Below are 26,331 nucleotides of genomic sequence, written 5' to 3' on the forward strand. Positions count from 1 at the left end.
GGACTCCTACCTGTGAGCCGCTCGCACGGTGAAGATGTGCGCCGGATGCTTGTGGGGGTCGAGGCGCACGTAGTTGCTCTGCCGCCACCGGTACGACTCGCCCGACAGCTCGTCGTCCACGACGAACTCGGCGTTCCAGTCGAGGCCGAGGGCGGGCAGGTCGAGATCGACCGTCGCCTCGTGGGTGTGGTGCGGGTCGAGGTTGACGACCGCGAGGACCACGTCGCCGAGCCCGTGCCGCCGGGTGGCCGGGTCGTAGGCGCCGGGCAGCCGCTTGGAGAAGCAGACCAGGTCCGGGTGGTCGACCCGGTGGAAGGCCAGGTTGCGCAGCTCCTGAAGCGCGGGGTGGGCCCTGCGGAAGAGGTTCAGATGGGTGATGAACGGCGCCAGGCTGCGGCCCTCGCGCTCGGCCGCCGCCCACTCGCGCGGGCGGTACTGGAACTTCTCGCTGTCGAGGTACTCCTCGCTGCCCGGCCGTACCGGGACGTTCTCCCCGAGTTCGTAGCCCGAGTAGACGCCCCAGGTCGGTGAGGTCAGCGCGGCCAGGATCGCCCGGATCCGGAACGCGGGCACCCCGCCCTGCTGGAGGTATTCGTGCAGGATGTCCGGCGTGTTGACGAACAGGTTGGGGCGCAGGAAGTGCGAGCTGTCGCGGGCCAGCTCCGACAGGTACGCCTCGACGTCCTGCTTGGAGTTCTTCCACGTGTAGTACGTGTACGACTGGTGGTAGCCGACCTTGGCCAGCGTGTGCAGCATCGGCGGGCGGGTGAACGCCTCGGCCAGGAAGATCACGTCGGGGTCGGTGGTGCGGATGTCGGCCAGCAGCCGCTCCCAGAACGCCACCGGCTTGGTGTGCGGGTTGTCCACCCGGAAGATCCGGACGCCGTGCTCCATCCAGTGCAGCAGCACCCGCCTGACCTCGGCGTAGACCCCCTCGGGGTCCTTGTCGAAGTTGACCGGGTAGATGTCCTGGTACTTCTTCGGCGGGTTCTCCGCGTAGGCGATCGAGCCGTCCGCCCGGATCGTGAACCACTCGGGGTGCTCCTTGACCCACGGGTGGTCGGGGGAGCACTGCAGCGCGAAGTCGAGCGCGATCTCGATGCCGAGTTCGCGGGCGCGGGCGACGAACTCGTCGAAGTCGTCGATGGTGCCGAGGTCGGGGTGGATCGCGTCGTGGCCGCCGTCCTCCGAGCCGATGGCCCACGGCGAGCCGGGGTCGTCGGGTTCGGGGGTGAGCGTGTTGTTACGGCCCTTGCGGAAGGTGGTGCCGATGGGGTGGACGGGCGGCAGGTAGACGACGTCGAAGCCCATGCGGGCGATGGCGGGCAGCCGCTTGGCAGCAGTCTGGAAATTTCCGGACTTGCTGATGCCGGTGGCGTCGACCACCGCCCCTTCCGACCTCGGGAAGAACTCGTACCACGAGCCGTACAGCGCCCGGCGCCGGTCCACCCGCAGCTGGTGCGTCCTCGACCGGGTCACCAGGTCGCGCAGCGGGTGCGCGGCCAGCAGCGAGGCCGTCTCCGGCAGTTGCGCGATCGACAGCCGCGCCCTGGGGTCGAGGTCCTCGTCCCGCAAGGTGGCCGCGATCCCCAGCAGCGCCGCCCGGTGCCCGCAGGCACCGTCCCCGTCGGGCCGCTCGCTGTTCTGCTCGGCCTGCTGCCCGGTCTTCTGCTCGGTCTTCTGGCCGGCCTTCTGCCCTGTCTTCCGGCCGGGCTTCTCACTGGAGGGGGCCGGGCAGTCGGCCTGCCGTACGGCCCGCGCCGCCCGCTCGAACAGCCGCGCGCCCTCCTCGCACATCAGATCGGCGTCCAGCCCGCGCGGGATCTTGATTCCCGCGTCGTGCAGCCACGTGGCGATCGGGTCGCTCCACGCCTCCACGCGGAACTGCCAGTCGCCCTCGTCGGCCAGGCTGATCGGCACCGACCACCGGTCGGTGCCCTGTCCCTGCTCGCGCATCGGTTTGAGCCGCGAGCGCGTGCCGTCGGGCGACGTGAGCACCACGCCCGCCGCCACGGCGTCGTGACCCTCACGGAACACGGTGGCGGAGATGTCGAAGGTCTCGCCCGCGACCGACTTGGCAGGCCACTGCCCGCAGTCGACGACAGGCTGGATGTCCGTGATGGGAATGCGTCCGATCATCGTTTCTCAAGGTAGCGACGGCACGCCGGGTGCCGCCGGAGGCTTGCGTGGTGAAAACGATCCTTGCATCTAGATTGTGTAGGAGCGGGCAGCCTCTCCGATGTGTCCTCGGACGGCCCTAAAAGGGAACTGCCCCAATAGTCCCTCTTCATGCTTCCGGCGGGGAGGGGGTTTGAAGGCCACTGTCCGGGGTGAGGGACCTGACGTCCGGTCACCACGTGCTACGACGCCCTAGGGTTCACCAACGTGAGAGCAATCCGCAGGTTCACCGTCCGCACCGTCCTGCCCCCGGAGCTGTCCGCGCTGGACGAGCTCGTCCAGAACCTGCGCTGGTCCTGGCATCCGCAGACCACCGACCTGTTCGCCGAGGTCGATCCCGAGCTCTGGGAGCGCGTCGGCCACGACCCTGTGGCGCTCCTCGGTGCCGTGGACCCGGCGCGGCTCGGCGAACTCGCCGCCGACCCGGGCTTCCGGCAGCGCCTCGCCGACGCCGCCGCCGACCTGCGCGCGTACATGACGGCCCCGCGCTGGTACCAGGGACTGCCCCACGCCCCCCGCGCCATCGCCTACTTCTCCCCGGAGTTCGGCGTCGCCGGAGCCCTGCCCCAGTACTCCGGGGGGCTCGGCATCCTCGCGGGCGACCACCTGAAGACGGCCAGCGACCTCGGCGTGCCGATCCTGGGCCTCGGGCTGCTCTACCGGCACGGCTACTTCGCCCAGTCGCTGTCACCGGACGGCTGGCAGCTTGAGCACTACCCGTCGCTGGACCCCGGCGGGCTGCCGCTGTCGCTCCTCAAGGACGTACGGGTGCGGATCGGCCTGCCCGACCAGCGAGTGCTGCACGCCCAGATCTGGGTGGCCCAGGTCGGCCGGGTGCCGCTGCTGCTGCTCGACTCCGACATCTCGGACAACGACGCGGCCGCCCGCGACGTCACCGACCGCCTGTACGGCGGCGGCACCGACCACCGCCTGATGCAGGAGCTGCTGCTCGGCGTCGGCGGCGTGCGCGCCATCCGCGCCTACTGCGAGCTCACCGGTCACCCGGAGCCCGAGGTCTTCCACACCAACGAGGGCCACGCGGGCTTCCTCGGCCTCGAACGCATCCGCGAGCTGACCGAGTCCAGGCTCACCTTCGACGAGGCGCTGGAGGTGGTGCGGGCGGGCACGGTCTTCACCACGCACACGCCGGTCCCGGCGGGCATCGACCGGTTCCCGCGCGAGATGATCGAGCGGCAGTTCGGCGGCGACAACGCGTGGCCGACCGTACCCGTCGACCGGATCCTGGACCTCGGCGCCGAGGAGGACCCCGGCCGCTTCAACATGGCCGTGATGGGCATGCGCCTGGCCCAGCGGGTCAACGGGGTGTCGCGGCTGCACGGCGCGGTCAGCAGGGAGATGTTCCAGCGGCTGTGGCCCGGCTTCGACCTGGACGAGGTGCCGATCGGCTCGATCACCAACGGCGTCCACGCCCCGACCTGGGTGAGCCGGGAGATCATGGAGCTCGCCGGGCGCGAGCTGCCGTCCCTGGTCGAGAAGGCGAAGGGCTGGGAGGACATCCAGAAGATCCCCGACGCGGAGATCTGGGCGATCAGGGGCCGCCTGCGCGCCCGCCTGGTGGAACAGGCGCGCGTACGGCTGCGCGCCTCCTGGCGCTCGCGCGGCGCCTCCGACGCCGAACTCGGCTGGATCGACGACGCGCTCGACCCCGGTGTGCTGACGATCGGCTTCGCCCGGCGGGTGCCGTCGTACAAGCGGCTGACGCTCATGCTCTCCGACGAGGACCGGCTGCGCCGCCTGCTGCTCCATCCGGACAAACCCCTCCAGATCGTGATCGCGGGCAAGGCGCATCCCGCCGACGAGGGCGGCAAGCGCCTCATCCAGAAGATCGTGACCTTCGCCGACTCCGAGGACGTCCGCCACCGCATCGTCTTCCTGCCCGACTACGACATCGACCTCGGCCAGCTCCTCGTCCAGGGCTGCGACGTGTGGCTGAACAACCCGCTGCGCCCCCTTGAGGCCAGTGGCACCTCCGGCATGAAGTCCGCCCTCAACGGCGGCCTCAACCTGTCCATCCGCGACGGCTGGTGGGACGAGTGGTACGACGGCAACAACGGCTGGGCCATCCCCACAGCCAACGGCGTCGCCGACCCCGACCGGCGCGACGAACTGGAGGCCGCCGCCCTCTACGACCTGATCGAGCACGAGGTCGCCGAGCGCTTCTACGACCGGACGGCGGGCGAGCCGCCCCGGCGCTGGCTGGAGATGGTCAAGCACACGCTGACCTCGCTCGGCCCGAAGGTGCTGGCCGGGCGCATGATGCGCGAGTACGTCCTCGACCTCTACCAGCCGGCCGCCGCCTCGGCCCGCGCGCTCGCGGCCGACTCCTACGAGTCGGCGCGCGAGTTCGCCACCTGGCGGCTGCGGGTCACGAAGTCCTGGCCGGGCGTCCGGGTCGAGCACGTGGCGGCCTCGGGCGTCGGCGACACCCCGGAGGTGGGGGCGCGGCTCGACCTGCGGGCCACGGTCGCGCTCGGCGACCTCGACCCCGCGGACGTGCTGGTCGAGGCCGCCTACGGGCGGGTCGGCGGGCACGACGAGCTGATCCACCCGTCGTACCGGCCGCTTGAGCTGCAGGGCCGCAACGGCGACGACGGCCGCGCCCACTACACGGGGGAGATCCCGCTCGACCGTACGGGCGCCTTCGGCTACACCGTCCGGGTGGTGCCGTCGCACCCGCTGGCCTCCGCCCGCGCGGAACTCGGCCTGATCGCCGTGCCGGAGGAGCCGGTGGGGATGACGAACGGGACACTTCGCTGACCGCCGGGCGACATTGGGCCCATAATCGTCATGTGGACGATAGCCGCGACGGCCTGCGGGCCGACACCCTGGTGGCCACGGTTCGAGGTGTGCTGCCGTCGCTGACGCCCGCCGCCCAGACGGTCGCCCGGCTGATCCTTGAGGACCCCGCGACCGTGGCCAGGAGCACGATCACCGAGTTGTCGGCGGCCTCCGGCACCAGCGAGGCCACGATCGTGCGCACCGCCCGGCTGCTCGGCTTCGCGGGCTACCCGCAGCTCCGGCTGGCGCTGGCCGCGGCGGCGGCGCAGCCCGACCGGCTGGTGCCCGGCGACCTCGCACCCGACGACCCGCTGTCCGAGGTGATCATGAAGGTGGCGCGGGCCGAGTCTGAGGCGATCAACGACACGGTCGCCCAGCTCACCTCCGAGCGCCTGGGCCTGGTCGTCGACGCGATCACCGGCGCCCGCCGCGTCGACGTGTACGGCGTCGGCGCCTCCGGCCTGGTCGCCAATGACATGGCCCAGAAGCTGATGCGCATCGGCATGTCGAGTCACGCCTTCTCCGACGCCCATCTGGCACTGACCAGCGCGGTGCTGCTGCGGGCCGGTGACGTGGCCATCGGCATCAGCACCTCGGGGGAGACGCCCGACGTGCTGGAGCCGCTGGAGCGCGCCCGAGAGGCCGGAGCCACCGCGGTCGCGATCACCAACAACCCGCGCTCCACGATGGCCGCGCGCGCCGATCACGTGCTCATCTCGGCCGGGCGTGAGACGGAGTTCCGGCCGGGCGCGCTGGCCAGCCGCATCAGCCAGCTCGTCGTGGTCGACTGTGTGTTCGTCGGCGTCGCGCAGCGGGTCTATGACTCCTCGCAGGAAGCGCTGCGGCGCACCCGCTCGGCCGTCGCCGAGTACATCAAAAGACGCTGAGAGGACGTCGAGAGACGCCTGAAGGCCATCGGTTCGTCAGAAGACCCCGAGCACGTCGGGGACGTCGAGCATGTCGGGAGGCACCTGAGAGGAGGGCGCCCGGCGCCCTCCTCTCAGGTGGTTCAGGACCAGGTCAGCACGACGTCGTCGGCCTTGACGAACATCACGCGGTGCCCGAACTGGATCTGGTAGTACTTCGTCTTGCCCCTGACCACCTTGTGGGCGGAGGCGTCGAGCGAGACGGCCCGGTAGTACTCGCCGAAGCGCACCCCGCCGAAGGTGTACTTCTCACCCGCCGAGAACGTGTACTGCAGCGGCGTGATCGGCTGGTAGGGGATGTCGGCCGGGTAGGCCTCCTGCTCCGGGTAGGCGCGGCCGTACACCGGGACGGTGGCGAGGCCCGGCTTCGGTGTCACGACCAGCCCGGCCGACGGGATCGCCGTCGGGGCGGCCTGCGGGTTGTGGAACCACGCCTTCTGGCCGAGGTACCAGATGGCCGTCCACTCGCCCTGCCGGTCGGCGACGGCGTAGCGCTGGCCGGTCACCGCGCGGGCGCTGTGGTCGTACACGCTGTAGAGCGAACGGCCGGGGCCGCGCTTGCCGATGTCGTCGACGAGCGGGCCGTCGGTGCGCGGCTCCTTGCGCAGCCACACCGTGGAGGCGCTGGTGGGCGGGCAGGCGAGCTCGGGCTGCTTACGGTCGCAACCGTAGAAGTACGGCTTGTTGGTGGTGAAGTCCGGCCGGATCATGACAGAGCCGGAGTTCGCGCCGCCGGACGGGTGGAGCGGCTTGCCGAGGAGCTGGAAGTAGCGGTCCCAGTCCCAGAACGGGCCCGGGTCCTCGTGCATGCCCCTGACGGTGGTCGGCAGGGTGCCGGGCACGTTGTCGTGGCCGAGGATGTGGGCCCGGTCGAGCGGCACCAGGTGCTTCATGGCGAGGTAGCGCACCAGCTTGGCCGAGGTGCGGTACATCGCCTCGGTGTACCAGGAGCCGCGCTCGGCCAGGAAGCCCTCGTGTTCGAGGCCGATGGACTTGGCGTTGACGTACCAGTTGCCCGCCTGCCAGCCGACGTCCTTGGTCTTGAGGTGCTGGGCGATGTGGCCGTCGCCGGAGCGCAGGGAGTAGTGCCAGCTCGCCGCCCGCGCGGGGTTCTGCACCAGCCCGACCGAGGGCCCGAAGTAGCCCTCCATGTCGTGGATGATGATGTAGTCGACCTTCTGGTTCCACGGCCGGTTGGAGGTGTCGAAGTTGCCGTACTTCCCGCCCGGCAGCTCGGCCTGCTTGGCCGGGATCCACTCGCACGAGATCGAGCGCGGGCACTCGACGCCGTCGCGCTTCGGCGGCTTGAGGCCGAGCTTGTCGAGCCACTCCTTGATCGCCTCAAGGCCGGGCACGGGGTCGAGCGCGACCCGGTGGCCGTCGTCGGTGGTGCGACTGACGCCGGTCTTGATCGTCGTGTAGACCTCGTCGGCGAAGAACCGCGCGGCATCCTCCTCCGCCGCGCCCGAGTATCTGGCGACCGCGCCGTACCACTGGGCGGGGTCGTCGCTCAGCGGCGCGCCGAGGGCCTTCTGATAGGCGGCCAGCAGCGCGGCGCCGCCCCGGATGTTGGCGGCGGCGTCGGTGCGCAGCCGCTCGTGGGACTCGCCGGTGAGCTCGGCAGCCTTCTCCATCGTGCGCAGCGAGGCGGGCGGCTCCTGCGGAGCGGGCGGTTCCTTGTCGCCCGTCGAGGGGCGGCTGTCGTCGCCGCGTGGGTCCTCCTCGCCCTCCTCGTGGTGGTTGGTGGTGGTGTAGGCGGCCGCGTCGGTGAGGTGCATGGGGCCGAAGCCGGCGTCGGTGCTCGGCCGTCCGGCGTTGGCGTCCCACCGCGACTCCAGGTAGGAGACGCCGAGCAGGACGGATTCCGGGACCTTGAACTCGCCGGCGGCCGCCGTGAACGCCTGCTGGCGTTCGGAGGGCTCGGTCGCGCCGGCGGGCGAGGCGTTCAGTAAGGGGAGCAAGGCGACGATCGCCATCGCTCTGCGCATCTACCGCTCCTAGGCTGGGGGGATGTCGGGCGCAGCCAGCGTCTCAACATTTTCCTTCTCTGGCGAGAGCTTTGCGAAGGAATCTTTCATCCGTGGCTGTATGCCGACGTTCCTCGCACGGTGGAGGGCCTGGTCCGGCATTCCGGGCCGTGGTTCGGCCCCGGCATCCCGGGTCGCGGCTTGGCCCTGGCATCCCGGGTTGCTGGGGCGGATCAGCCGTTCGCGGCCTTCTCCAGCGCCCTGACGTCGATGCGGGTCATCTGGAGCATCGCCTGCACGGCCCGCTCGGCCCGGCCCGGGTCGGGGTCGCCGAGCAGGTGCGGCAGCGCTCTCGGGATGATCTGCCAGGACAGGCCGTACCTGTCCTTCAGCCAGCCGCACCGGCCCTCCTCGCCGCCGTCGGCGATGAGCCGCGCCCACAACCGGTCGACCTCGTCCTGGTCGTCGCAGTCGACGTAGAGCGAGACGGCCTCGTTGAAGGCGGCCTGGGGTCCGCCGTTGAGCGCGTAGAAGCGCTGGCCGTCGAGCTCGAAGGCCACCATGATCGGCGAGAGCTCGGTGATCCGCGAGTTGGGGAAGATCGACACATAGTGCCGAGCCGCCTCCTCTGCCTGGTGGTCGAACCAGAGGAAGGTGGTGATCTTCTGCATGCTGGGCTCCTCGTGGGTGTGCGCCGATGATGCGCCCCCGGTCGCGGGCAGAGCTCGCGGGTGCTCGGCCGGGATCACCCTCAGAAAGTAGCGACCGCGACCGACAGAACCCTTGAGGGCAGGGTGTCCGTACGGCGCCGAGTGAGGTTTGTCATCTTTACGGCCCCTATGAGGCGAAGCGTGGTGAGGTTAGGCTATCTTTACTCTCCAGTACGGGGTCAGAGAAGGGACAAAGGTGACGCTCGTCGTGACCGGGTCCGCCGACCCCTGCCGCGCGTTCGCGCGCGCCCTGCGCGACGACGACCACGACCTCGCCACAATGGGCATGACCTGCCCGGACGTACTTTTAGGCACCCGCTCACCGGTCTGTCGGGCGTTCACACGCACCACCCGCCTGGAACGCCGTCTTCGTCGTGTTCTTCACCACCGATCCTGAGGAATCCCCATGTCCCTGCGCAGACTGCTCGCAGCAGCCTCGATCCTGCTGGTCTCCGCAACCGCCGCCGCCTGCGGCTCCTCCTCCGGCACCGCCGAGCCCGCCGCGTCCGGCTCCGCGAAGCCCGACGCGGGCGCCGACGCCCTGGTCGTCTACTCGGGCCGCAACGAGAAGCTGGTCAGCCCGCTGCTGGACAAGCTCAAGGCCGCCACGGGCCGCGACGTCCAGGTCAGGTACGGCGACAGCGCCGAACTCGCCGCCCAGATCCTCGAAGAGGGCGAGCGCACCCGCGCCGACCTGTTCTTCTCCCAGGACGCCGGGGCCCTCGGCGCGCTGTCCAAGCAGGGCCTGCTGGCCCCCGTCGCCCAGCCGAGCCTCGACAAGGTCTCGGAGAAGTACCGGGGCACCGACTGGGTCGGCGTCTCCGGCCGCTCGCGCGTGCTCGTCTACGACCCCCGCGCGGTCCAGACGCCGCCGAAGAGCGTCTTCGAGCTGACCGACGCCAAGTGGCGCGGCAAGGTCGCCTGGGCGCCCACCAACGCCTCCTTCCAGGCGTTCGTCACCGGCCTGCGGGTCCTGAAGGGCGACGCCGCCGCCAAGGACTGGCTCGACGGGATGAAGGCCAACGAGACCCAGACCTTCAAGAGCAACGCCGAGATCCTGGACGCGGTCGACGCCGGCAAGATCCAGGTGGGCCTGATCAACCACTACTACTGGTACGCCAAGACGGCGGAGAAGGGCTCGATCCCCTCCAAGCTCGCCTTCCTGCCCGGCGGCGACCCCGGCGCGCTGGTCAACGTGGCCGGAGTCGGCGTGCTCAAGACCACCAAGCACGCCGAGGCCGCCCAGAAGGCCGTCGACTACCTGCTGAGCGCCGACGCGCAGCAGTACTTCGCGAAGACCACGAAGGAGTACCCGCTGGCCGCAGGCGTCGAAGCCGACCAGGGCCTGCCCAAGCTCGACACCCTCACCGGCCCGGCGATCGACCTGGCCAAGCTGGAGTCGCTGGAGCAGACGCTCAAGCTCCTGCAGGACACCGGCGTCGTCTGATGTCCCGCCGCGTCCTGCCCGCGCTGCTCGTCCCGCCCTTGGTCGTCTGATGTCCCGCCGCGTTCCGCCCGCTCTGCTCGTCCCCGCCCTGGTGGCGACGGCGCTTTCTCTCGCGCCCGTCGCCTACCTGGTCGTGCGGGCGGCCGAGCGGCCGGACGCGGCGCTCGGGGTGCTCCTGCGCCCCCGTACGGCCGAACTGGCCCTGCGCAGCCTCGGCCTGGCCGCGACGGTGACCGCCGCCTGCCTGGTGGTCGGGGTGTCGCTGGCGTGGCTGGTGGTCCGTACCGATCTGCCGGGCCGCCGCGTCTGGGGTGCGCTGGCGGCCCTGCCGCTGGCCGTGCCGTCGTACGTGGCCGCCTACACCTGGATCGCCGCCTTCCCCGACATCTCGGGATTCTGGGGATCGGTCCTGGTGCTCACCCTGTGCACCTACCCCTACGTCTACCTGCCGGTGGCCGCCGCCCTCAGCCGCCTCGACCCCGCCCTCGAAGAGGTGTCGCTGTCGCTCGGCAGAGGCCGCGCCGCCGTCGTGCTGCGCCAGCTCCGCCCCTCGGCGGCGGCGGGCGCGCTGCTGGTCGCCATGTACGCGCTCGCGGAGTTCGGCGCGGTGTCGATCATGCGCTTCGACGTGTTCACCACGCAGATCTACACCTCCTACCGGGCCGCTTTCGACCGCACCCCCGCCGCCGTGCTCGGCCTCGTGCTCGTGGTCGTCACCTTCGTCGTGGTGCTGGCCGAGGCCCGCACGCGTGGGCGCGCCGCCTACGCGCTGCGCGGCACCCCGGCCAGGCGGCGCGTCGCCGTACGGACGTGGAAGGCGCCCGTGCTGGCCTGGGCCGGGCTCGTCGCGGCGCTGGCCGTCGGGTTCCCGCTCGTCAGCATCGGCTTCTGGCTCGTCACCGGCACCTCACGCGGACTCGACCTCGACACGCTGGCCTCGGCCACCGCCGCCACCCTCGGCGTCTCCGGGGCGGGCGCGCTGCTCACGGCGGCGCTCGCCGTGCCCGTCGGCGTCCTCGCCGCCCGCCACCGGGGCGGACTCGCCCGGTTCGTCGAGCGGGCCGCGTACGTGGCGCACGCGCTGCCCGGCATCGTCATCGCGCTGTCGCTGGTGTTCTTCGCCGTCCGCTACGCCTACCCGATCTACCAGCAGTGGCCGCTGCTCGTGCTGGCGTACGCGGTGCTGTTCCTGCCCGCCGCCGTCGGGGCGGTGCGGGCCTCCGTGCTCCAGTCGCCGCCCGTGCTGGAGGAGGTGGCGCGCTCGCTCGGCCAGAGCGCGACCGGCGCGCTCAGAAGGGTGACGCTGCCGCTGGCGCTGCCCGGCGTGCTCGCGGGCACCGCGCTGGTGTTCCTGACCGCGATGAAGGAACTGCCCGCCACCCTCCTGCTGCGGCCCACCGGGGCCGACACCCTGGCCACCCGGCTCTGGACGGAGACCGGGTCGGGCTCCTACGCCGCGGCGGCGCCGTACGCGGCACTGCTCATGGTGCTGGCGGCGGTGCCGGGATTCATGCTGGGAAGGCGGGAGACATGAGCGGGCTGAAGGTCGCGGGGATCGTCAAGGCGTTCTCCGGAACGCCGGTGCTGCGCGGCGCCGCGATGGAGGTCGCCGACGGCGACCTGGCCGCCGTGCTCGGGCCGTCCGGCTGCGGGAAGACCACCCTGCTGCGGATCGTGGCCGGGTTCGAGCGGGCCGACGCGGGCTCGGTGCTGATCGGCGGCGCCGAGGTCGGCCACCTGCCGCCGGAGAAGCGCCGGGTGGGCGTGGTCCCGCAGGACGCCGCCCTCTTCCCGCATCTCAGCGTCGCCCGCAACGTCGGCTTCGGGCTGCCGCGCGGGTCACGGGAGCGGATCGCGGAGTGCCTGGAACTCGTCGGGCTCGACGGGTACGGCAGGCGGATGCCGTACGAGCTGAGCGGCGGGCAGCAGCAGCGGGTCGCGCTCGCCAGGGCCCTGGCGCCCAGGCCCGGCGTGGTGCTGCTCGACGAGCCGTTCAACGCGCTCGACCGTTCGCTGCGCACCAGCGTGCGCGACGACGTCCGGGCCGCGCTGAAGGCGGCGGGCGCGACGGCCGTCATGGTCACGCACGACCAGGAGGAGGCGCTGTCGATGGCGGACACCGTCGCCGTCATGCGCGAAGGCGAGATCGTCCAGCAGGGCGACCCGGTGCGCCTCTACTCCGCGCCCGCCGACGTGGGCGTGGCCGCCTTCGTCGGCGAGGCCGTCGTCCTCGACGGCGTCTCGGCGGACGGTACGGTCACCTGCGCCCTCGGCACCCTGCCCACTTCGCCCACTTCGCCCACTTCGCCCACCTTCGGTACGGCGCCCGCGACCGGCTCGCTACCCGCCCTCGACACGTTGCCCGCCCTCGACACGTCGCCCGCGACCGGCCGCAGGGGCGCCGGACGCGTCGTCGTGCGCCCCGAGCAACTGCTGCTGTCGGCGGGCGGCGAGGCCACGGTGGAAAGGGTCGAGTACTACGGTCACGACGCCGCCGTCACCGTCCGGCTGCCCTGCGGCACGCCCGTGCGCGCCCGCACCCGGGGCGACGTGCCGCACCGGCCGGGCGACAAGGTCACCGTGCGCGTCGACGGATCCGTCCTCTTCTACGGGGAGATCGTCCGGTAGCGTGCGGGCCATGGGTGAGTTCGTGCGAGTCGAGGTGTCCGATCAGATCGCGACGATCAGGCTGGATCGTCCGAAGATGAATGCCCTCAACGGGCAGTTGCAGCAGGAGCTCGGAGAGGCCGCGCGGCTGGTCGACGCCGACGCCGCCGTCCAGGCCGTGATCATCTACGGCGGCGAGCGGGTCTTCGCCGCCGGAGCCGACATCAAGGAGATGGCCGACCGGTCCTATGCGTACATGATCGAGCACTCCAAGGTCCTGGCCGACAGTCTCACCGCGATCTCCCGCATCGGCAAGCCGGTGATCGCGGCCATCAGCGGTTACGCCCTCGGCGGCGGCTGCGAGCTGGCGCTGAGCGCCGACTTCCGGGTCGCGGGCGAGAGCGCCAGGCTGGGACAGCCGGAGATCCAGCTCGGTCTCATCCCGGGCGCGGGCGGCACCCAGCGGCTGACCCGCCTCATCGGACCCGCCAAGGCCAAGGACCTCATCTTCAGCGGCAGGCACGTCGGCGCCGCCGAGGCGCTGGCACTCGGCCTGATCGACAAGGTCGTCGCCGACGATCAGGTCTACACCGCCGCGCTGGAGTGGGCGGCCACCTTCGTCGGCGGTCCCACCCTCGCGGTGAGGGCCGCCAAGCAGGCCGTCGACCTGGGCGCAGAGGTCAACCTCGACACCGCGCTGGAGATCGAGCGGCAGCTTTTCGCCGGTCTGTTCGCCACCGAGGACGCCAAAGCGGGCATGCGGGCCTTCATCGACAAGACCCGGCCCAAGTTCACCGGCGACTGACCGACCCTGAGTCGCCGGCCTTGGGGCGTCTCGGCTCGACCGGCCCTCCTGGCCACGCCCATGTAGAGGCTGACCACGCTGACATGGTGGGCGATCACGTCGTGCAGTTCGCGGGCGATGCGCCGCCGCTCCTCGCGTACGGCCTGCTCGGCCGCCTGCTGCTCCCTGCGGGGGTCAGTTCGCCGCGCAGGCGCACGATGTAGCCCGCGGCGACCGGCAGCGCCGGCGCCGTGGCCACGGCCGTCCACAGCAGGAAGTCGTGGAGGACGGCCTCCCTGGCGATCCAGAACGAGACAGCCAGGGCCGCTGCGGCCGTGCCGGCCGCCCAGGGCACGGAGGCGTACCTGCCCACCTGGTAGAGCACCAGGAGCACGGCGCTGACCGGGGCGTCGACGTCCGGGCCCTGCCGTCCGAGGAGTTCGAGCCCGCCGATGAGCACGGTGGCGGCCACCGGTGCGCGCCTGCTCAGCCCGATGACCACGACGGCACCCAGCGAGACGAACAGGGTCTTGGGGGTGGGCGACGAGAGCGCGTCCGGCAGCTCCATCACGAGCACCACTGCGGCCAGGGCGAGGTCCGACACCAGTGGCCGCCTCGCCCGGACGATCAGTGACATGTCCTCCAGCGTATGGCGGGTCCGCGCGTCCGGGAATGTTTCCGCTGCGCGCGATCGCGCCGGTCGGCTGGGGCCGCGCGCCCTGGGGGGTTTTCGCTGTTCGTCATGATTGTGTATTCGCGAATATGTCCTGTTTGGGTGAGAGGTGTGAAGTGCTGCGCCGACTCACCGGGGGTTGACCGATCGTGAGCCGGCGCGGCGGCAAGGCCGATCGAAAGGCTGTGTTCATGTCCATCACCATCCGTACCGCGTTCGCCGCCGCAGCTCTGGCGGGGGCCGGCCTGCTCGCGGCACCCGCCGCCCAGGCGGCCGTCACCACCGGCCCGGTGCAGGCCGCGGTCACCGCCGGCCCCGTCCAGGCGGCCGCCCTCCCCTCGTGCGTCTCGACCACGACCTGGATGAGCGGAATTCGCTATGTGAAGGTCACCAACAACTGCAGCACGACCAAGCGCGCCAAGGTCCTCTTCCGCACGGGCGGGACCAACTCCCCTTGTAAGACCCTCGCGCCCGGCGCCAGCTTCACCCACGGCTCCAGGGGCGTCTACTTCAAGACCGAGAGCTGCTGACCCGTCGGCGGGGGCGGCCGTCGAACGGCCGTCCCCGCCGCGACCCCTGCACCTCGCGGCTCCGCTGGAGGAAGCCACCTCTGACACCTCGTCGCCGGAGAGACTTCCGAAACCTCGCCGCGCTCCTGGAGGAGGTGACCTCCGGCGCATCGCCGCACTGCTGCGGGAGGCGGGTCCTGACACCTTGCCGTTCCGGTGGACGAGGTGGGCTCCAGGGCGTCGGCGCGGATGCGGCGGAGGGAGGAGAACTCCCGCAGGCCGTACCATCCGGCAGGGAAACGACAGGGAGATCACAGGGGTGATTGCCGGTATCGTGACGGTTCATGATGCGCGTCCTGGTCCCCGCTCGGCTGCGTAAGGCAGTGCGCAGCTGGTTCGACTCCCGGTACATCTCGGTAGCCAACCACCGCCAGGACATCAAGGACGCGCTCTGGGAGGTCCAGACCCTCCGGCGCGAGGTCGTGACCCTCCAGGACGAGGTCCGGAAGCTCGCCGGGCACTCCCGCGACGCACTCCGCCTGAGCAGGGAGAACGCCGAGGCGTTAGACCGCGTCGTGCAGAACGAGGTGCTCGTCTGGCAGGCCGTCGACGCCCTCAGGGAGCGGCGGTGAGGACCACCTGAGTCCGGCTCACGCGAACTCGACCCCGAGCTCACCGGCAGGTACCCCGTCGAACTCCGCCCCAGACCCGCACAGCCCGGACCAGTGCACCCGGCGGTGTGCCCGCCCGCCAACCCCAGCGCGCTCGCGCCCCGCCGCCGCGATCTTCCCCGCCCGCTGTTCGCGCCAGTCCGGTGGGTTTCTCCCCGGGTGGACCCACAACCGTGTAGACGTGTTCGCCGCGATCCCGCCGCCGGGGCGCGAGCGGGCGGCGCCCGCCATATCGCCCTGGTGACGGATGACCGTCGTGTGGGGGAATGGGGTTCATGAAGATCTACCTGTCCGTAGACATGGAAGGCGTCACCGGGCTCACCGACCCCGAGGAGATGCACGCAGGCAAGCGCGGATACGAACGCGGCTGCGAGTTGATGACCGCCGACGCCAACGCCGCCATCGAGGGCGCGTTCGCCGCCGGAGCCACGCAAGTGCTGGTCAACGACGCCCACGGCTCCACCAAGAACCTCCGCATCGACCTGCTCGACCCCCGCGCCACCCTGCTCAGGGGGCCCGGCAAGTCGCAGCGCATGGCGCACGGACTCGACCCGGGTTTCCAGGCCGCCTGCCTGATCGGCTACCACGCGCGGGCCGGGGTACGGCACGGCGTGCTCAACCACACGTGGATGGGCAAGGAGATCCAGAACGTCTACCTCAACGGCGAGGTCTGCGGCGAGACCCGGGTGGTCGCGGCCTGCGCCGGGTTCCACGGGGTGCCGGTCGTGCTGGTGACCGGCGACGAGGCCGTGGGGGAGGAGGCGCGTGAACTGCTCGGCGACGTCGAGACCGTCGCGGTCAAGAAGGGCGTCGACAAGTTCGCGGCCGAACTGCTGCCGCCGAGCGTGGCCCAGGAGCGTATCCGCGAGGCGGCGGCACGGGCGGTCGGGCGCGTGGGCGACTACGAGCCGTACCGGGTGGCGGCGCCGTACACGCTGGGGGTGGAGTGGAACTCCACGGCCATCGCGGCGGCCGTGGCGCTCATCCCGGGTGTGAAGTCCGTGGACTCGCGCCACACCGAGTTCACCACCGACGACTACACCCAGATCATGGCGTTGTTCGGGCTGTTCGCCGCCATCGCCGGCCAGGTCGCCTGCGGATCGGGCCCGTACGGCTGAGCCCGCCTTAGGGGTGGTGGAGCGATTGACCACGCGCCCAGTCTCACGTCAGGCCCGTACGGCTCAGCCCGCCTCACCCCGCTGAGCGCGCTGATCGGGCGGCCACGGTCGTGATCATCGGCGCCGGCGTGGCGGGCCGGCGACGCCGGGGTGGTCGGCCGCAGACTCTACCAACGCTGGGTGAGCTGGCCCGCCCTTGACTGGGTGTGCCGGTCCGCCTTTGATCCGTCGTTCACTGTTCTGCAACGCCACGGCGGAAGTGTTTACTTCGCGGGGGACTGGCTCACCCGTCTGGCAGGCGGGGGCCATGGATTCCGCGCGCGACGCCGTCACGCGCCCGCACCGCAGGGTGCCGGATTCAGCGCGGTGACGGCGGGCGTAGGGTCCAGAGGATGGAAGAGAAGTTGCACTGGCTGCCCGCGAGTGACCACACCGAACTCATCGCAGCCCCCGTGTCCGCCGCTCTCCACGGCGTCGAGGGCGATGTCACCGTGGCCGCGATCGACCCCGCCCTCTCTGACACGGCCGAGTTCTGCGACAGGTACGGCTGGACCCTCGAAGCCTCGGCCAACTGCGTGATCGTCGTGGGCCGGCGCGGCGGTGAGGTGCGCTACGCGGCCTGCATGGTGCTGGCGACCATGCGCGCCGACGTCAACGGGGTGATCCGCAAGCGCCTCGACGTCCGCAAGTCGAGCTTCGCGCCGATGGCGGAGGCCGTGGAGCTCACCGGCATGGAGTACGGCGGCATCACCCCGATCGGGCTGCCCGCCGACTGGCCGATCCTGGTCGACTCCCGGGTGGCGGCGCACCCCCGGGTGGTCATCGGCAGTGGCGTGCGACGCTCCAAACTCGCCCTGCCCGGCGCCTCGCTCGCGGCGTTGAAGGGCGCGGAGGTCCTCGACCTGGCCAACTGAGACTTACGGGGTGGGCGACCGCAGAGAGGAGGCGGCTGGTGTGTACGGGGGCCGCGTGTCCGATTCGAGACCATGGGACGGGAAACCGATGAGCCCGCATCGCACGTTATACGAGATGGAATGTGGCTTCTTGGTGCATCTCTTGGGCGAGGATTAAGCCGGTATGGTGCTGCATGCCATGAACGATGACCGACTTGGCCCTTACCGGCTGCTCAGGCGGCTCGGCGAGGGCGGAATGGGTGTTGTCCACCTCGCGGTCGACCAGCAGGGCCGTCAGGTGGCGGTCAAGGTCCTGCGCGCAGAGGTCGCGGGCGACGCCGTCGCCAGGCGGCGGCTGTCTCGCGAGGTCGAGACCATGCGCCGGGTCCGCAGTGACTACATCGCCGAGGTGCTCGACGCCGACGTGACGGGTCATCGCCCCTACATCGTCACCCGCTACGTCGCCGGACGCTCCCTCGACGAGATCGTCAGGGACGACGGCCCGCTGGCGCTGCCCGCGCTCCTCGTGATCGCCCACGGCGTGGCGGCGGCGCTGTCGGCCGTGCACGCGGTCGGCGTGGTCCACCGCGACCTGAAGCCGGGCAACGTGCTCATCCTCGACGGCAAGCCGGTCCTCATCGACTTCGGCATCGCGCAGGCGGTCGACGCCACGCGGCTCACGCAGACCGGCATGTTCATCGGCACGCCCGGCTACCTCGCGCCCGAGATCATCGAAGGGCAGGAGGCCGGGCCCGAGGTCGACGTGCACGCCTGGGCGGGCACGATCCTCTACGCGGGCACCGGCCAGCCGCCGTTCGGCAAGGGCACGCTGGAGATGATCTTCTACAACATCACGGCGGGCAAGGCCGACGTGGCGGCGGCGCCGCAGGCGTTGCAGCCGCTGCTGAAGGCGGCCTTCCAGCGCGACCCGGCCAGGCGTCCCAAGGCGGCGGAGCTGGCCGAGCAGTCCGTCCGGCTGATGGCGGCGCCGGGGCGTGCCGTACCGGACGAGATCTCCACGGCCCCGGTGTCGGGGCCGGTCGAGCTGTCCACCCCGCTGGTACGGCAGCCGCCGTCCCCGCCGTCCCAGCCGTACGTCTCCCTCCTTCCCGGCCCGACCCCCCAGCCGACCGGCCCCCAGCAGGGCGGACAGCACTCGACCGGCCCTCAGTCCGGTGGACCTCACGGAACCGGCCCCCAGCAGGGCGGACAGCACTCGACCGGCCCTCAGTCCGGTGGACCTCACGGAACCGGCCCCCAGCAAGGCGGGCGGCACTCGACCGGCCCTCAGTCCGGTGGGCCCCACGGAACCGGTCCTCAGCAGGGCGGGCAGCCGGGTGGTCCGTACACCAATGGCCCCTATCCTGGTGCGCAGCCGTCGAGTGGCCCGTACCCGGGCGGTGCGCAGCACCCTCACCCGCCCTACCCTCACAGCGCCTACCCGCCGACGGCGCCCTCTCACCCTGGGCCCCCGGCTGCTCAGGCCGTCCCGCAGCACGGCGCGCACCCGCAGAGCGGTCCCCACAGCGCTCCCGATGGGGCTCCTTACGGCGGTTCCCACGGCGGGTCCGGCGGACAGTACGGCGCGCCGTCGCAGGCCCCCTACGGCTCAGGGCCGTACGGTGGGCAGGCCGCGCCCCCCTACCAGTACGGCGCCGACGGCAGCGACCGGTGGCCGACCAGGCGCGTCACCCCCGAGGAGCTCCGCCGCGTGCAGGACGGCGCCCAGAGCGCGCCCTGGCACGGCGGCGCGCAGTCCTGGTCCCAGCCCGGCGGCGACCACGAGGCCGACGTGCCCACCATGCGCGTACGTCCGGAGGCCCCGCCGCCGTACATCCCGGTCCAGGCCCCGCCGCAGCCGCTGCACGAGGGCCCGGCGGCCCGGCGCGACCCGTTCGCCCCCGACAGCCCGATGGCCCGGTCGGCGAAGCCCTCCAAGGCGTACGGCGTCGCCTGCGCCATGCTCCTGATCATCATGATCGTGCTGGGCGCCGTGGCGCCGGTCGTCGTGGCCGCCGTGGCCATCCCGTGCGCGATCCTGCTGCGCGCCGCCGACCTGGCACAGGCGCAGCTCGCGGCCAGGAGGCAGGCGGGCTCGGCGGCGCTCGACGTGATCCGGGTGCTGTCCGACCCCGTGGCGCTGGCCAGGTCGGCGGGCATCACGCTGGCGCTCGGCCTGTACGCGCTGATCCTCGGCCTGCCGGTGACGCTCCTGCTCTCCGTGGTGGCGGACATGGCTCCCGGTAACGCCCTGGCCTGGGGGGTTTCTGTGGCGATCTGGACCGTTTGCGCGGGCCCGGGAGTGGAGGGACCCGGGCGACAGATGCGCAGGACCCTCTCGTCCCTCGTACCCTCTAAGACAGCGGCAACGGTGACGGCCGGTGTCTGCGCGGTAGGCGCCGCGCTGTCACTGGTCCTGGCCGCCGCGACGTTCGGGGTCGACCCGGTGGTGGACTCCGTGTGGAGCCCGGCGACGGTCCGCGCCCTGACGTCGCAGCTGGCCGAACTCGACTCGGGGGGATGATGAGCACACAGGTGCCGGAGAGGCTCGGTCCGTATCGGCTGGTCAGGAAGATCGGCGAAGGCGGCATGGGCGTGGTCCACCTCGGCATCGACGCCGACGGCGGCCAGGTCGCCGTCAAGGTGCTGCATCCTCACGTCGCGGCCGACCTGAAGGCCCGCGACCGGCTGACGCGCGAGGTCGAGACCATGCGCCGGGTGCGCAGCCCCAACGTGGCCGAGGTGCTCGACGCCGAACTGGTGGGCGGGCAGCCCTACGTCGTGACCAGGTTCGCGCCGGGGCGCACGCTGGAGGACACCGTCCTCGGCGACGGGCCGTTGGAGGGGCGGCGGCTCATCAAGGTCATCCAGGGCCTGTGCCAGGCGCTGGTGGCGATCCACGCGGCGGAGGTCATCCACCGCGACTTCAAGCCCTCCAACGTGATGCTGATCGGCCACGAGCCACTGGTCATCGACTTCGGCATCGCGCACCTGGTCAACGCCACGCGGCTGACGCAGACCGGCATGTTCGTCGGCACCCCCGGCTACCTCGCCCCGGAGATCATCCGCGACTCGGAGATCACGCAGGCGGCCGACGTGCACGCGCTGGCCTCCACCGTCTTCTTCGCCGCCACGGGGGTGCCGCCGTTCGGCACGGGCACCTTCGAGGCGGTCTGCTTCAACATCATGGAAGGCCGGGCCCAGCTCGACAAGGCGCCGGCCTGGTTGCGCGGCTGGCTGAGCCGGGCGCTGCAGATCGACGCGGAGGCGCGGCCGAGCGCCCAGGAACTGCTGCGCATGGCGCGCAGGCTCGATCCGAGCAAGACCGTCTTCCACGAGGTGCCCACCGCCTCGCCCGCCTCGGCGGCGCCGCCCAACGGCACCCGGGTGCTGCCCGCCGGCGACGGCTACACCGACCTGCTGCCGCCGGTCGAGTACACCAAGCCGCCCCGGCGCTCCGAGCGCAAGCCGCCGCCCGCCCCGCGTATGGAGCAGCCGCCGCCGTACATCCCGGCGCCGCTGCCCCACGCCGACCGGCCGCTGCCGCACACCGACAGGCGGGTGGCGGGCTATCCGACGCCGCCGCAGGTCAGGCCGCAGAGCGCGCCGGAGACGCGGCCCCGGGCGTACACACCGCCGGGGGAGCGCAAGCGGTTCGTGGTGGGCTCGCAGCTCATCGGCGCGCTGCTGCTGGTGGCGCTGGTGTCGTTCACGGTGATGATGCCGGTGGCGATCGGCGTGGCCGCCATCGCCGTCGCGGTGGTCCTGAGGGTCGGCGAGTACCTGTTCGGCGACATGGTCGACCGGCGCCGGGCGCGTGGCGGCGGCAGTTCGGCCGACCCGCTGCTCGCGGTCGTCGGCACGCCGTGGGCGCTGGTGAAGTCGGCGCTGGTCACGCTCGTGCACGTGCCGCTGTGCCTGGCGTTCGCCGCCTGTGTGTGGGGCATCCTGCACTGGGGCGCCAAGATGGACGTCAACCCGTCGGCCGCCTGGGCGGCGGGCGCCTTCACGGCGGGCCTGTTCTTCCTGCCGGGCGGCGGGGCGCCGCGCAAGGCCGTCACCCGCAGCCTGACCGGCGTGTTGCGGACGCCGAGCGTGGCGCTGGTCGCCGCGTTCATCGCGGGCACCGTGGCGGTGCTGGCCCTGATGCTCGCCTTCGACCAGCCCACGGACTGGGCACCGTGGCGGGCGCCGGAGAAGGTCATCGAGGACCTCTCCCGCGATGCGAGAGAGAGCGTGATCGGCCTGACGACCGGCCTGATCGGCGACCTGTTGAAGGAGGTCGGGCTCGGCTTCCTGTCGCCTTGGTCACCCTGACGTGTCCAGGCGCACTCACGGGGGGAGAAGAGGGGTATGAGCGAGCAGCTAGGCCCGTACCGCCTGCTGTCCAGGCTCGGGGCGGGCGGGTTCGGCGAGGTGCATCTCGCGCTCGACGCCGAGGGCCGTACGGTGGCCGTCAAGATCCTCCATCCCCACGTGGCGGCCGACGCGGCCGCCCTGGCCCGCTTGGCGCGCGAGGTCGAGACCATGCGGCGGGTGACCGGCCCGCACGTCGCCGAACTCCTCGACGCCTCCCTCGACGCCGAGCGGCCCTATCTGGTGACCCGGTACGTCCAGGGACGCCCGCTGAGCGCGATCACCTCGCCGGTGGCCGACCTGCGGCTGCTGGCCGCCGGATTAGCCGCCGCGCTCGCCTCCGTCCACGCGGCCGGGGTGATCCACCGCGACCTCAAGCCCGCCAACGTCATGATGGCCGACGGCGAGCCCGTGGTGATCGACTTCGGCATCGCCTACGCGCTCGACTCCCTGTCGGTCACCGCGTCGGGCGCGGTCATCGGCACCCCCGGCTATCTCGCCCCCGAACTCCTCGAAGGCGGTGAGGCGGGGGCGGAGGCCGATGTCTTCTCCTTCGGCGCCACGCTCGCGTACGCGGCCACGGGGCGGCAACCGTACGGGGAGGGGCCGGCCTCCGCCGTCGCCTACCGGGTGGTCCACCACGAGCCCGACCTGGACGGCGTGCCGGAGTGGCTGGCTCCGCTCCTGCGCGAGTGCCTGGCGGCCGATCCGGCGGCCCGCCCCACGGCGGCGGACGTCGTCGCCGCGCTCGGCGGTGCGGCGGCAGGCCGTCCCAAGCGGTCCTTCCTGCGGGCCGCGCCGGTGCCGGACCCGCGTGATCCGGTCACCCGGGAGTGGCGGCCGGGGACCCGGCCGGCCGAGGTGGAGAAGGTCCGGCACCGCGAGAAGGTGCGCAGGCGCTGGCTGATCGGCGCGAGCCTGTTCGTCTCGCTGCTGGCGGCGGCGGCCCAAGGGCCGCTGCCCGAGGTCTCGCTGTTCCTGTTGTCCGGCTTCGCGCTCGCGGTGCTGGCCGACGCCGGGGTGGCGGCGTTCACCCGCAGCGAGGTCATGGTCCGCCGGATCGTGGCCGACCTGTCGGGCATCGCGGGGGCGGTCGCGCTGTGGTTCGGGCTGAGCACCTTCTTCAGCCCGTTCACGCTGGCCTTGTTCGGGGTGACGGCGCTGGTGGTGGGGGTCGTCTTCCTGATGTCGGCCTGAGGGGACGCTTCCGGAACAAAGTTCGGTATGGTGGGGATGTCCGTGAGTTTGCCCTGAAGCTACTCATGGGTAACATGACGCTCGGGGGTCAGCGCCGACCCGGGATGGGCCCGGCCGCAGGCACCTGGCAGTCTGGACACCGCACGAGCTCTTACCGAGCTTTCCGGCGAACACGGGAGGTCGGCCACCGGCCATGAACATCGTCGTCTGCGTGAAGCAGGTTCCCGACACGGCGACCGAGCGCAAGCTGCGGTCCGATGACAAGACGCTCGACCGTGACGCCGCCGACGGCGTGGTGAACGAGCTGGACGAATACGCGGTCGAGGAGGCCCTGAAGCTCAAGGAGGCCCACGGCGGTGAGGTCACCGTCCTCACCATGGGCCCCGGCAAGGCCACCGAGACCATCCGCAAGGCCCTGGCCATGGGCGCCGACAAGGCGGTCCACCTGACCGACGACGCGTTGCACGGCTCGGACGCGCTGTCCACGTCGTACGCGATGGCGCAGGCACTGAAGAAGATCGGCTTCGACCTGGTCATCCTCGGCTCCGAGTCCACCGACGCGCGCACCGGCGTGCTGCCCGCGATGCTGGCCGAACGGCTCGGCGCCCCGCAGCTCACGCTGGCCAACAAGGTCGACATCGAGGGCTCCTCGATCACGATCCAGCGGCTCACCGACTACGGCTACGACCGGGTCGAGGCCACGTTGCCCGCCGTCGTCTCGGTGGTCGAGAAGATCAACGAGCCGCGCTACCCGTCCTTCAAGGGCATCATGGCGGCCAAGAAGAAGCCGGTCGAGACCCTCGGCGTGGCCGACGTCTCCGCCGATGGCGCGCTGGTCGGCCTCGGCGCCGCCTGGTCCGAGGTGGTCGACTTCGCGGCCGCTCCGCCGCGCGCGGCCGGGACGATCGTCAAGGACGAGGGGGACGGCGGCGCCAAGGCCGCGGACTTCCTCGCGTCGAAGAAGTTCATCTGAGAACGGGGGTTTTGCTGATATGTCGGAAATTCTCGTTCTGGTCGAGCAGGTCGACGGCGAGGTCAAGAAGGTCACCCTCGAACTCCTGACGCTGGCCAAGTCCCTGGGTGAGCCGTCGGCCGTCTGGGCGGGTCCCGGCCTGTCCGACGCGGCCGCCGCCAAACTGGCCGAGTACGGCGCCGACAAGGTCTACAACGCCGCCGCCCAGGAGGTCGTCGACTACGTCGTGGCGCCCAAGGCCGAACTGCTGGCGCAGCTCGTGGCCGACAAGTCGCCCGCCGCCGTCCTCGTCGCCGCCACGGCCGAGGGCAAGGAGGTCGCCGGGCGCCTGGCGGTCAAGACCGACTCCGGCGTCATCACCGACGCCGTCGGCGTCGGCGAGGGCTTCGTCGCCGACCAGTCCATCTTCGGCGGCGGCGTCAACGTGCGCTCGAAGGTGGCCAAGGGCACCCCGATCATCGCCGTCCGCCCCAACTCGACGCCCCCCGCCCCCAACGCGGGCGCGGGCGCCGTCGAGGAGGTCGCGGTCGCGCTGAGCGAGGCCGCGAAGGCGGCCCGCGTGGTCGAGCGGGTCAAGCAGGAGAAGGGCGCGCGCCCCGAACTGGCCGAGGCCGCGATCGTGGTCTCCGGCGGGCGCGGCGTGGGCTCGGCCGAGAACTTCTCGGTCATCGAGGGCCTGGCCGACGCCCTGGGCGCGGCCGTGGGCGCCTCCCGCGCCGCCACGGACGCGGGCTGGTACCCCCACCAGTTCCAGGTCGGGCAGACGGGCAAGACGGTCTCACCGCAGCTCTACATCGCGGCGGGCATCTCCGGTGCGATCCAGCACCGGGCGGGCATGCAGACCGCGAAGACCATCGTCGCGATCAACAAGGACCCCGAGGCCCCGATCTTCGAGCTCGCCGACTACGGCGTCGTGGGCGACCTGCACCAGGTCGTCCCCCAGCTCACCGAGGAGATCGACAAGCGCAAGTAGCGCACCCGTGAAGGGCCCGGCGCGCGCCGGGCCCTTCACGTTTCCCAGGGTGAGCGGCCCGGGTTCTGCAGGGAGGACTCTGCGCCGAGTCTCTCGCCCTTGGGGGCCGGGTCCTTCGCGTCTCCGCGGGCTGAAGCGGTTTCGAACGCCGTGTCCGGCTACTTCGGGCAGCCGCTCAGGCCGGTCTCGTAGAGGTCGGCCAAGGCTTGGCCCCGGCCCTTCTCCGGAGCGGCCATCAGTTCGACCTCGCCGGGCCCCAGTGCCAGGGCGTCGGCCACCCACCAGCTCTCCGGGACCTGCCCGGCCTTTCCCTTCTGTTCGGCGGGGCGGGCGGTCACGTCCGAGATCCCGCGCTCGGCCAGTTCGGCGCGCACCTGTGCGACGGTCATCTCACGGAACGGCACGCACGCGAGGACCTCGCCGCGCGCGCCCACCCAGCCACCGGCCACGTATCGCTCACCGGGCTTCGCCGGTCTGCCCAGCGTCACCTCCTGTCCGCCCGGGTAGCCGGAGGGGACCAGGAGGGTGACCGCGCAGGTGCCCCAGCCGTCGGGGCATTCCTTCTGTTCCACGGGCCGCACGGATCGCGCCGGATCCGGTCCGTCGACGCTGGGGAAGGCGACGGAGATGATCTCCCCGATCCGGGTGGGGGAGGCGGGTTCGATCGTCAGCCCCAGGTCGATGCCGCGTTCCCGGAACTCCTGCCGGTACTTCGCCGGGTCGGCGTACATGTCCGTGACCTTGACCAGATAGTCGTCGCCGGAACGCCGGAACTCCAGCGCGCTCGCCGTCGTCGGAGGCGCCACCAGCACGGCGAGCAGCGCTCCCGCCGCCGCCGTCGCGGCGGCCAGCGCCAGAGGCCGCCGCCGCCACCTTCGGCGGCGCTCGGGCTCGAAGGCGGTGATCCGGTCCCTGAGGTCGCGGGCGCCCGGCCCCTGTGCGGGCGCGTCGGGCATGGGGTCGGCGGCCTTGATCAACTGGTCGAGTTCGCGCATGGCTCCTCCAACGTCGTCATGGGGTGCGGGCCGAGGGCGGTGGCCAGCCGTTTGCGGGCCCGGTGGAGGCGGATACGGGCGGCGGTCGCCGTACAGCCGAGGACCTTGCCGATCTCGCGGCCGTTCAGGCCCTCCCACACGGCCAGCGCCAGCACCTCCCTGTCGGTCTCCGGCAGCGCGTCGAAGGCGGCGCGGACGTGGTCGAGTCCCGTGGGAGAGGGCGGGCGGGCGGCGGCCAGGTCCTGGCGGAGGCGGTCGCCGAGGTCCGAGCGGCGGGCGGCGCCCCTGCGCTGGTTGGCGAGGACGCGGCGGGCGACGCCGTACAGCCACAGCAGGGCGCCCTCGCTCTCCGGTACGTCGTGCAGGCGCCGCCACGCCGTCAGGAACGTCTCCGAGATCGCGTCCGCCGCGTCCTCCGGCGTGGCCGTGCGTCGGACGGCGTACTGGTGGATCAGCGGATAGTACGCGTCATAGATCGCCTCGAAGCGATCCCGGTGCGTCACAGATGGTCTCCTCCGCCGTGGTTTGCTGGACACTCCGGTAGATGTCCGGCAG

Annotated in this window: 21 protein-coding genes; 15 read left to right on the forward strand and 6 right to left on the reverse strand. The window is 71.7% G+C overall.

Translation table 11 applies throughout. The features are described from left to right. Positions 1-6: 6 nt before the first annotated feature. The gene (locus ABD120_RS09905) at positions 7-2,139 is read right to left on the reverse strand and encodes an alpha-1,4-glucan--maltose-1-phosphate maltosyltransferase (RefSeq protein WP_343949457.1); all 2,133 of its coding nucleotides are present in this window, start codon (positions 2,137-2,139) and stop codon (positions 7-9) included. Between the two features lie 246 nt (positions 2,140-2,385). Here ABD120_RS09905 and glgP point away from each other — a divergent pair, with 246 nt between their 5' ends. Together glgP and ABD120_RS09915 are read left to right on the forward strand one after the other, a co-directional pair. Then, positions 2,386-4,956 (forward strand): alpha-glucan family phosphorylase, encoded by a 2,571-nt coding sequence (gene glgP / locus ABD120_RS09910; RefSeq protein ID WP_343949458.1) that lies wholly within the window; start codon positions 2,386-2,388, stop codon positions 4,954-4,956. A gap of 32 nt (positions 4,957-4,988) precedes the next feature. Beyond that, positions 4,989-5,864, forward strand: coding sequence for a MurR/RpiR family transcriptional regulator (locus ABD120_RS09915; RefSeq protein ID WP_343949459.1), 876 nt, complete (start codon positions 4,989-4,991; stop codon positions 5,862-5,864). Positions 5,865-5,986: 122 nt separating this feature from the next. On the opposite strand, the gene ABD120_RS09920 is transcribed toward ABD120_RS09915, so the two are convergent. Then, complete coding sequence (locus ABD120_RS09920) at positions 5,987-7,891, reverse strand: N-acetylmuramoyl-L-alanine amidase (RefSeq protein ID WP_343949460.1); 1,905 nt, start codon at positions 7,889-7,891, stop codon at positions 5,987-5,989. Positions 7,892-8,103: 212 nt separating this feature from the next. Further along, on the reverse strand, positions 8,104-8,541 hold the full coding sequence (locus ABD120_RS09925) for a VOC family protein (protein WP_343949461.1): 438 nt from the start codon (positions 8,539-8,541) through the stop codon (positions 8,104-8,106). A 445-nt stretch (positions 8,542-8,986) separates the two neighbouring features. On the opposite strand from ABD120_RS09925, the gene ABD120_RS09930 reads away from it, so the two are divergent. From ABD120_RS09930 to ABD120_RS09945, 4 genes are read left to right on the forward strand one after another with little or no spacing between them, the layout of a single operon-like run. Further along, a complete protein-coding gene (locus ABD120_RS09930; protein ID WP_343949462.1) occupies positions 8,987-10,027 on the forward strand; it encodes an iron ABC transporter substrate-binding protein in 1,041 nt (346 codons plus the stop codon). 49 nt (positions 10,028-10,076) lie between these two features. Continuing rightward, the gene (locus ABD120_RS09935; protein WP_343949463.1) at positions 10,077-11,561 is read left to right on the forward strand and encodes an ABC transporter permease; all 1,485 of its coding nucleotides are present in this window, start codon (positions 10,077-10,079) and stop codon (positions 11,559-11,561) included. Beyond that, positions 11,558-12,655: an ABC transporter ATP-binding protein gene (locus tag ABD120_RS09940; protein WP_343949464.1), complete on the forward strand. Its 1,098-nt coding sequence runs from the start codon at positions 11,558-11,560 to the stop codon at positions 12,653-12,655. The genes ABD120_RS09935 and ABD120_RS09940 overlap by 4 nt, the downstream gene beginning before the upstream one ends. A 10-nt stretch (positions 12,656-12,665) precedes the next feature. Beyond that, positions 12,666-13,439 (forward strand): enoyl-CoA hydratase/isomerase family protein, encoded by a 774-nt coding sequence (locus tag ABD120_RS09945; RefSeq protein WP_343949465.1) that lies wholly within the window; start codon positions 12,666-12,668, stop codon positions 13,437-13,439. Positions 13,440-13,533: 94 nt separating this feature from the next. Here ABD120_RS09945 and ABD120_RS09950 read toward each other — a convergent pair whose 3' ends face one another. Further along, positions 13,534-14,055, reverse strand: coding sequence for a hypothetical protein (locus ABD120_RS09950; RefSeq protein WP_343949466.1), 522 nt, complete (start codon positions 14,053-14,055; stop codon positions 13,534-13,536). Positions 14,056-14,282: 227 nt separating this feature from the next. Between ABD120_RS09950 and ABD120_RS09955 the strand changes: the two genes are divergently transcribed. From ABD120_RS09955 to ABD120_RS09995, 9 genes are all read left to right on the forward strand, one after another. Continuing rightward, on the forward strand, positions 14,283-14,621 hold the full coding sequence (locus tag ABD120_RS09955; protein WP_343949467.1) for a hypothetical protein: 339 nt from the start codon (positions 14,283-14,285) through the stop codon (positions 14,619-14,621). Positions 14,622-14,944: 323 nt separating this feature from the next. Next, on the forward strand, positions 14,945-15,232 hold the full coding sequence (locus tag ABD120_RS09960) for a hypothetical protein (protein WP_343949468.1): 288 nt from the start codon (positions 14,945-14,947) through the stop codon (positions 15,230-15,232). Positions 15,233-15,546: 314 nt separating this feature from the next. Beyond that, the gene (locus ABD120_RS09965; protein ID WP_343949469.1) at positions 15,547-16,389 is read left to right on the forward strand and encodes a M55 family metallopeptidase; all 843 of its coding nucleotides are present in this window, start codon (positions 15,547-15,549) and stop codon (positions 16,387-16,389) included. Positions 16,390-16,781: 392 nt separating this feature from the next. After that, positions 16,782-17,303 (forward strand): YbaK/EbsC family protein, encoded by a 522-nt coding sequence (locus tag ABD120_RS09970; protein WP_343949470.1) that lies wholly within the window; start codon positions 16,782-16,784, stop codon positions 17,301-17,303. A 178-nt stretch (positions 17,304-17,481) separates the two neighbouring features. After that, positions 17,482-19,806 carry a serine/threonine-protein kinase gene (locus tag ABD120_RS09975; protein ID WP_343949471.1) on the forward strand — a complete coding sequence of 775 codons (2,325 nt, stop codon included), beginning with the start codon at positions 17,482-17,484 and terminating at the stop codon, positions 19,804-19,806. Then, on the forward strand, positions 19,803-21,599 hold the full coding sequence (locus ABD120_RS09980; protein ID WP_343949472.1) for a serine/threonine-protein kinase: 1,797 nt from the start codon (positions 19,803-19,805) through the stop codon (positions 21,597-21,599). The genes ABD120_RS09975 and ABD120_RS09980 overlap by 4 nt, the downstream gene beginning before the upstream one ends. A 36-nt stretch (positions 21,600-21,635) precedes the next feature. Continuing rightward, a complete protein-coding gene (locus ABD120_RS09985) occupies positions 21,636-22,835 on the forward strand; it encodes a serine/threonine-protein kinase (RefSeq protein ID WP_343949473.1) in 1,200 nt (399 codons plus the stop codon). 193 nt (positions 22,836-23,028) lie between these two features. After that, complete coding sequence (locus tag ABD120_RS09990) at positions 23,029-23,808, forward strand: electron transfer flavoprotein subunit beta/FixA family protein (protein WP_343949474.1); 780 nt, start codon at positions 23,029-23,031, stop codon at positions 23,806-23,808. 19 nt (positions 23,809-23,827) lie between these two features. Continuing rightward, complete coding sequence (locus ABD120_RS09995) at positions 23,828-24,781, forward strand: electron transfer flavoprotein subunit alpha/FixB family protein (RefSeq protein WP_343949475.1); 954 nt, start codon at positions 23,828-23,830, stop codon at positions 24,779-24,781. Positions 24,782-24,939: 158 nt separating this feature from the next. On the opposite strand, the gene ABD120_RS10000 is transcribed toward ABD120_RS09995, so the two are convergent. Both ABD120_RS10000 and ABD120_RS10005 read right to left on the reverse strand, forming a co-directional pair. After that, positions 24,940-25,776 (reverse strand): hypothetical protein, encoded by an 837-nt coding sequence (locus ABD120_RS10000; RefSeq protein WP_343949476.1) that lies wholly within the window; start codon positions 25,774-25,776, stop codon positions 24,940-24,942. Further along, positions 25,755-26,279 (reverse strand): RNA polymerase sigma factor, encoded by a 525-nt coding sequence (locus ABD120_RS10005; RefSeq protein ID WP_343949477.1) that lies wholly within the window; start codon positions 26,277-26,279, stop codon positions 25,755-25,757. Before ABD120_RS10005 ends, ABD120_RS10000 begins: the two co-directional genes overlap by 22 nt. Between the last annotated feature and the right edge of the window lie 52 nt (positions 26,280-26,331).

The organism is Nonomuraea longicatena, from assembly GCF_039525605.1.
Lineage (GTDB): Bacteria > Actinomycetota > Actinomycetes > Streptosporangiales > Streptosporangiaceae > Nonomuraea > Nonomuraea longicatena.

What these genes read in the sequence shown, in the direction of transcription:
- ABD120_RS09925 (WP_343949461.1), bottom strand. Translation starts at nt 8,541, where the DNA reads ATGCAGAAGATCACCACCTTCCTCTGGTTCGACCACCAGGCAGAGGAG.
- ABD120_RS09945 (WP_343949465.1), top strand. Translation starts at nt 12,666, where the DNA reads ATGGGTGAGTTCGTGCGAGTCGAGGTGTCCGATCAGATCGCGACGATC.
- ABD120_RS09935 (WP_343949463.1), top strand. Translation starts at nt 10,077, where the DNA reads ATGTCCCGCCGCGTTCCGCCCGCTCTGCTCGTCCCCGCCCTGGTGGCG.
- ABD120_RS09905 (WP_343949457.1), bottom strand. Translation starts at nt 2,139, where the DNA reads ATGATCGGACGCATTCCCATCACGGACATCCAGCCTGTCGTCGACTGC.
- ABD120_RS09920 (WP_343949460.1), bottom strand. Translation starts at nt 7,891, where the DNA reads ATGCGCAGAGCGATGGCGATCGTCGCCTTGCTCCCCTTACTGAACGCC.
- ABD120_RS09965 (WP_343949469.1), top strand. Translation starts at nt 15,547, where the DNA reads ATGAAGATCTACCTGTCCGTAGACATGGAAGGCGTCACCGGGCTCACC.
- ABD120_RS09940 (WP_343949464.1), top strand. Translation starts at nt 11,558, where the DNA reads ATGAGCGGGCTGAAGGTCGCGGGGATCGTCAAGGCGTTCTCCGGAACG.
- ABD120_RS09955 (WP_343949467.1), top strand. Translation starts at nt 14,283, where the DNA reads ATGTCCATCACCATCCGTACCGCGTTCGCCGCCGCAGCTCTGGCGGGG.
- ABD120_RS09930 (WP_343949462.1), top strand. Translation starts at nt 8,987, where the DNA reads ATGTCCCTGCGCAGACTGCTCGCAGCAGCCTCGATCCTGCTGGTCTCC.
- ABD120_RS09970 (WP_343949470.1), top strand. Translation starts at nt 16,782, where the DNA reads ATGGAAGAGAAGTTGCACTGGCTGCCCGCGAGTGACCACACCGAACTC.
- ABD120_RS09990 (WP_343949474.1), top strand. Translation starts at nt 23,029, where the DNA reads ATGAACATCGTCGTCTGCGTGAAGCAGGTTCCCGACACGGCGACCGAG.
- ABD120_RS10000 (WP_343949476.1), bottom strand. Translation starts at nt 25,776, where the DNA reads ATGCGCGAACTCGACCAGTTGATCAAGGCCGCCGACCCCATGCCCGAC.
- ABD120_RS09975 (WP_343949471.1), top strand. Translation starts at nt 17,482, where the DNA reads ATGAACGATGACCGACTTGGCCCTTACCGGCTGCTCAGGCGGCTCGGC.
- ABD120_RS09960 (WP_343949468.1), top strand. Translation starts at nt 14,945, where the DNA reads ATGATGCGCGTCCTGGTCCCCGCTCGGCTGCGTAAGGCAGTGCGCAGC.
- ABD120_RS09980 (WP_343949472.1), top strand. Translation starts at nt 19,803, where the DNA reads ATGATGAGCACACAGGTGCCGGAGAGGCTCGGTCCGTATCGGCTGGTC.
- ABD120_RS09995 (WP_343949475.1), top strand. Translation starts at nt 23,828, where the DNA reads ATGTCGGAAATTCTCGTTCTGGTCGAGCAGGTCGACGGCGAGGTCAAG.
- ABD120_RS09985 (WP_343949473.1), top strand. Translation starts at nt 21,636, where the DNA reads ATGAGCGAGCAGCTAGGCCCGTACCGCCTGCTGTCCAGGCTCGGGGCG.
- ABD120_RS09950 (WP_343949466.1), bottom strand. Translation starts at nt 14,055, where the DNA reads ATGTCACTGATCGTCCGGGCGAGGCGGCCACTGGTGTCGGACCTCGCC.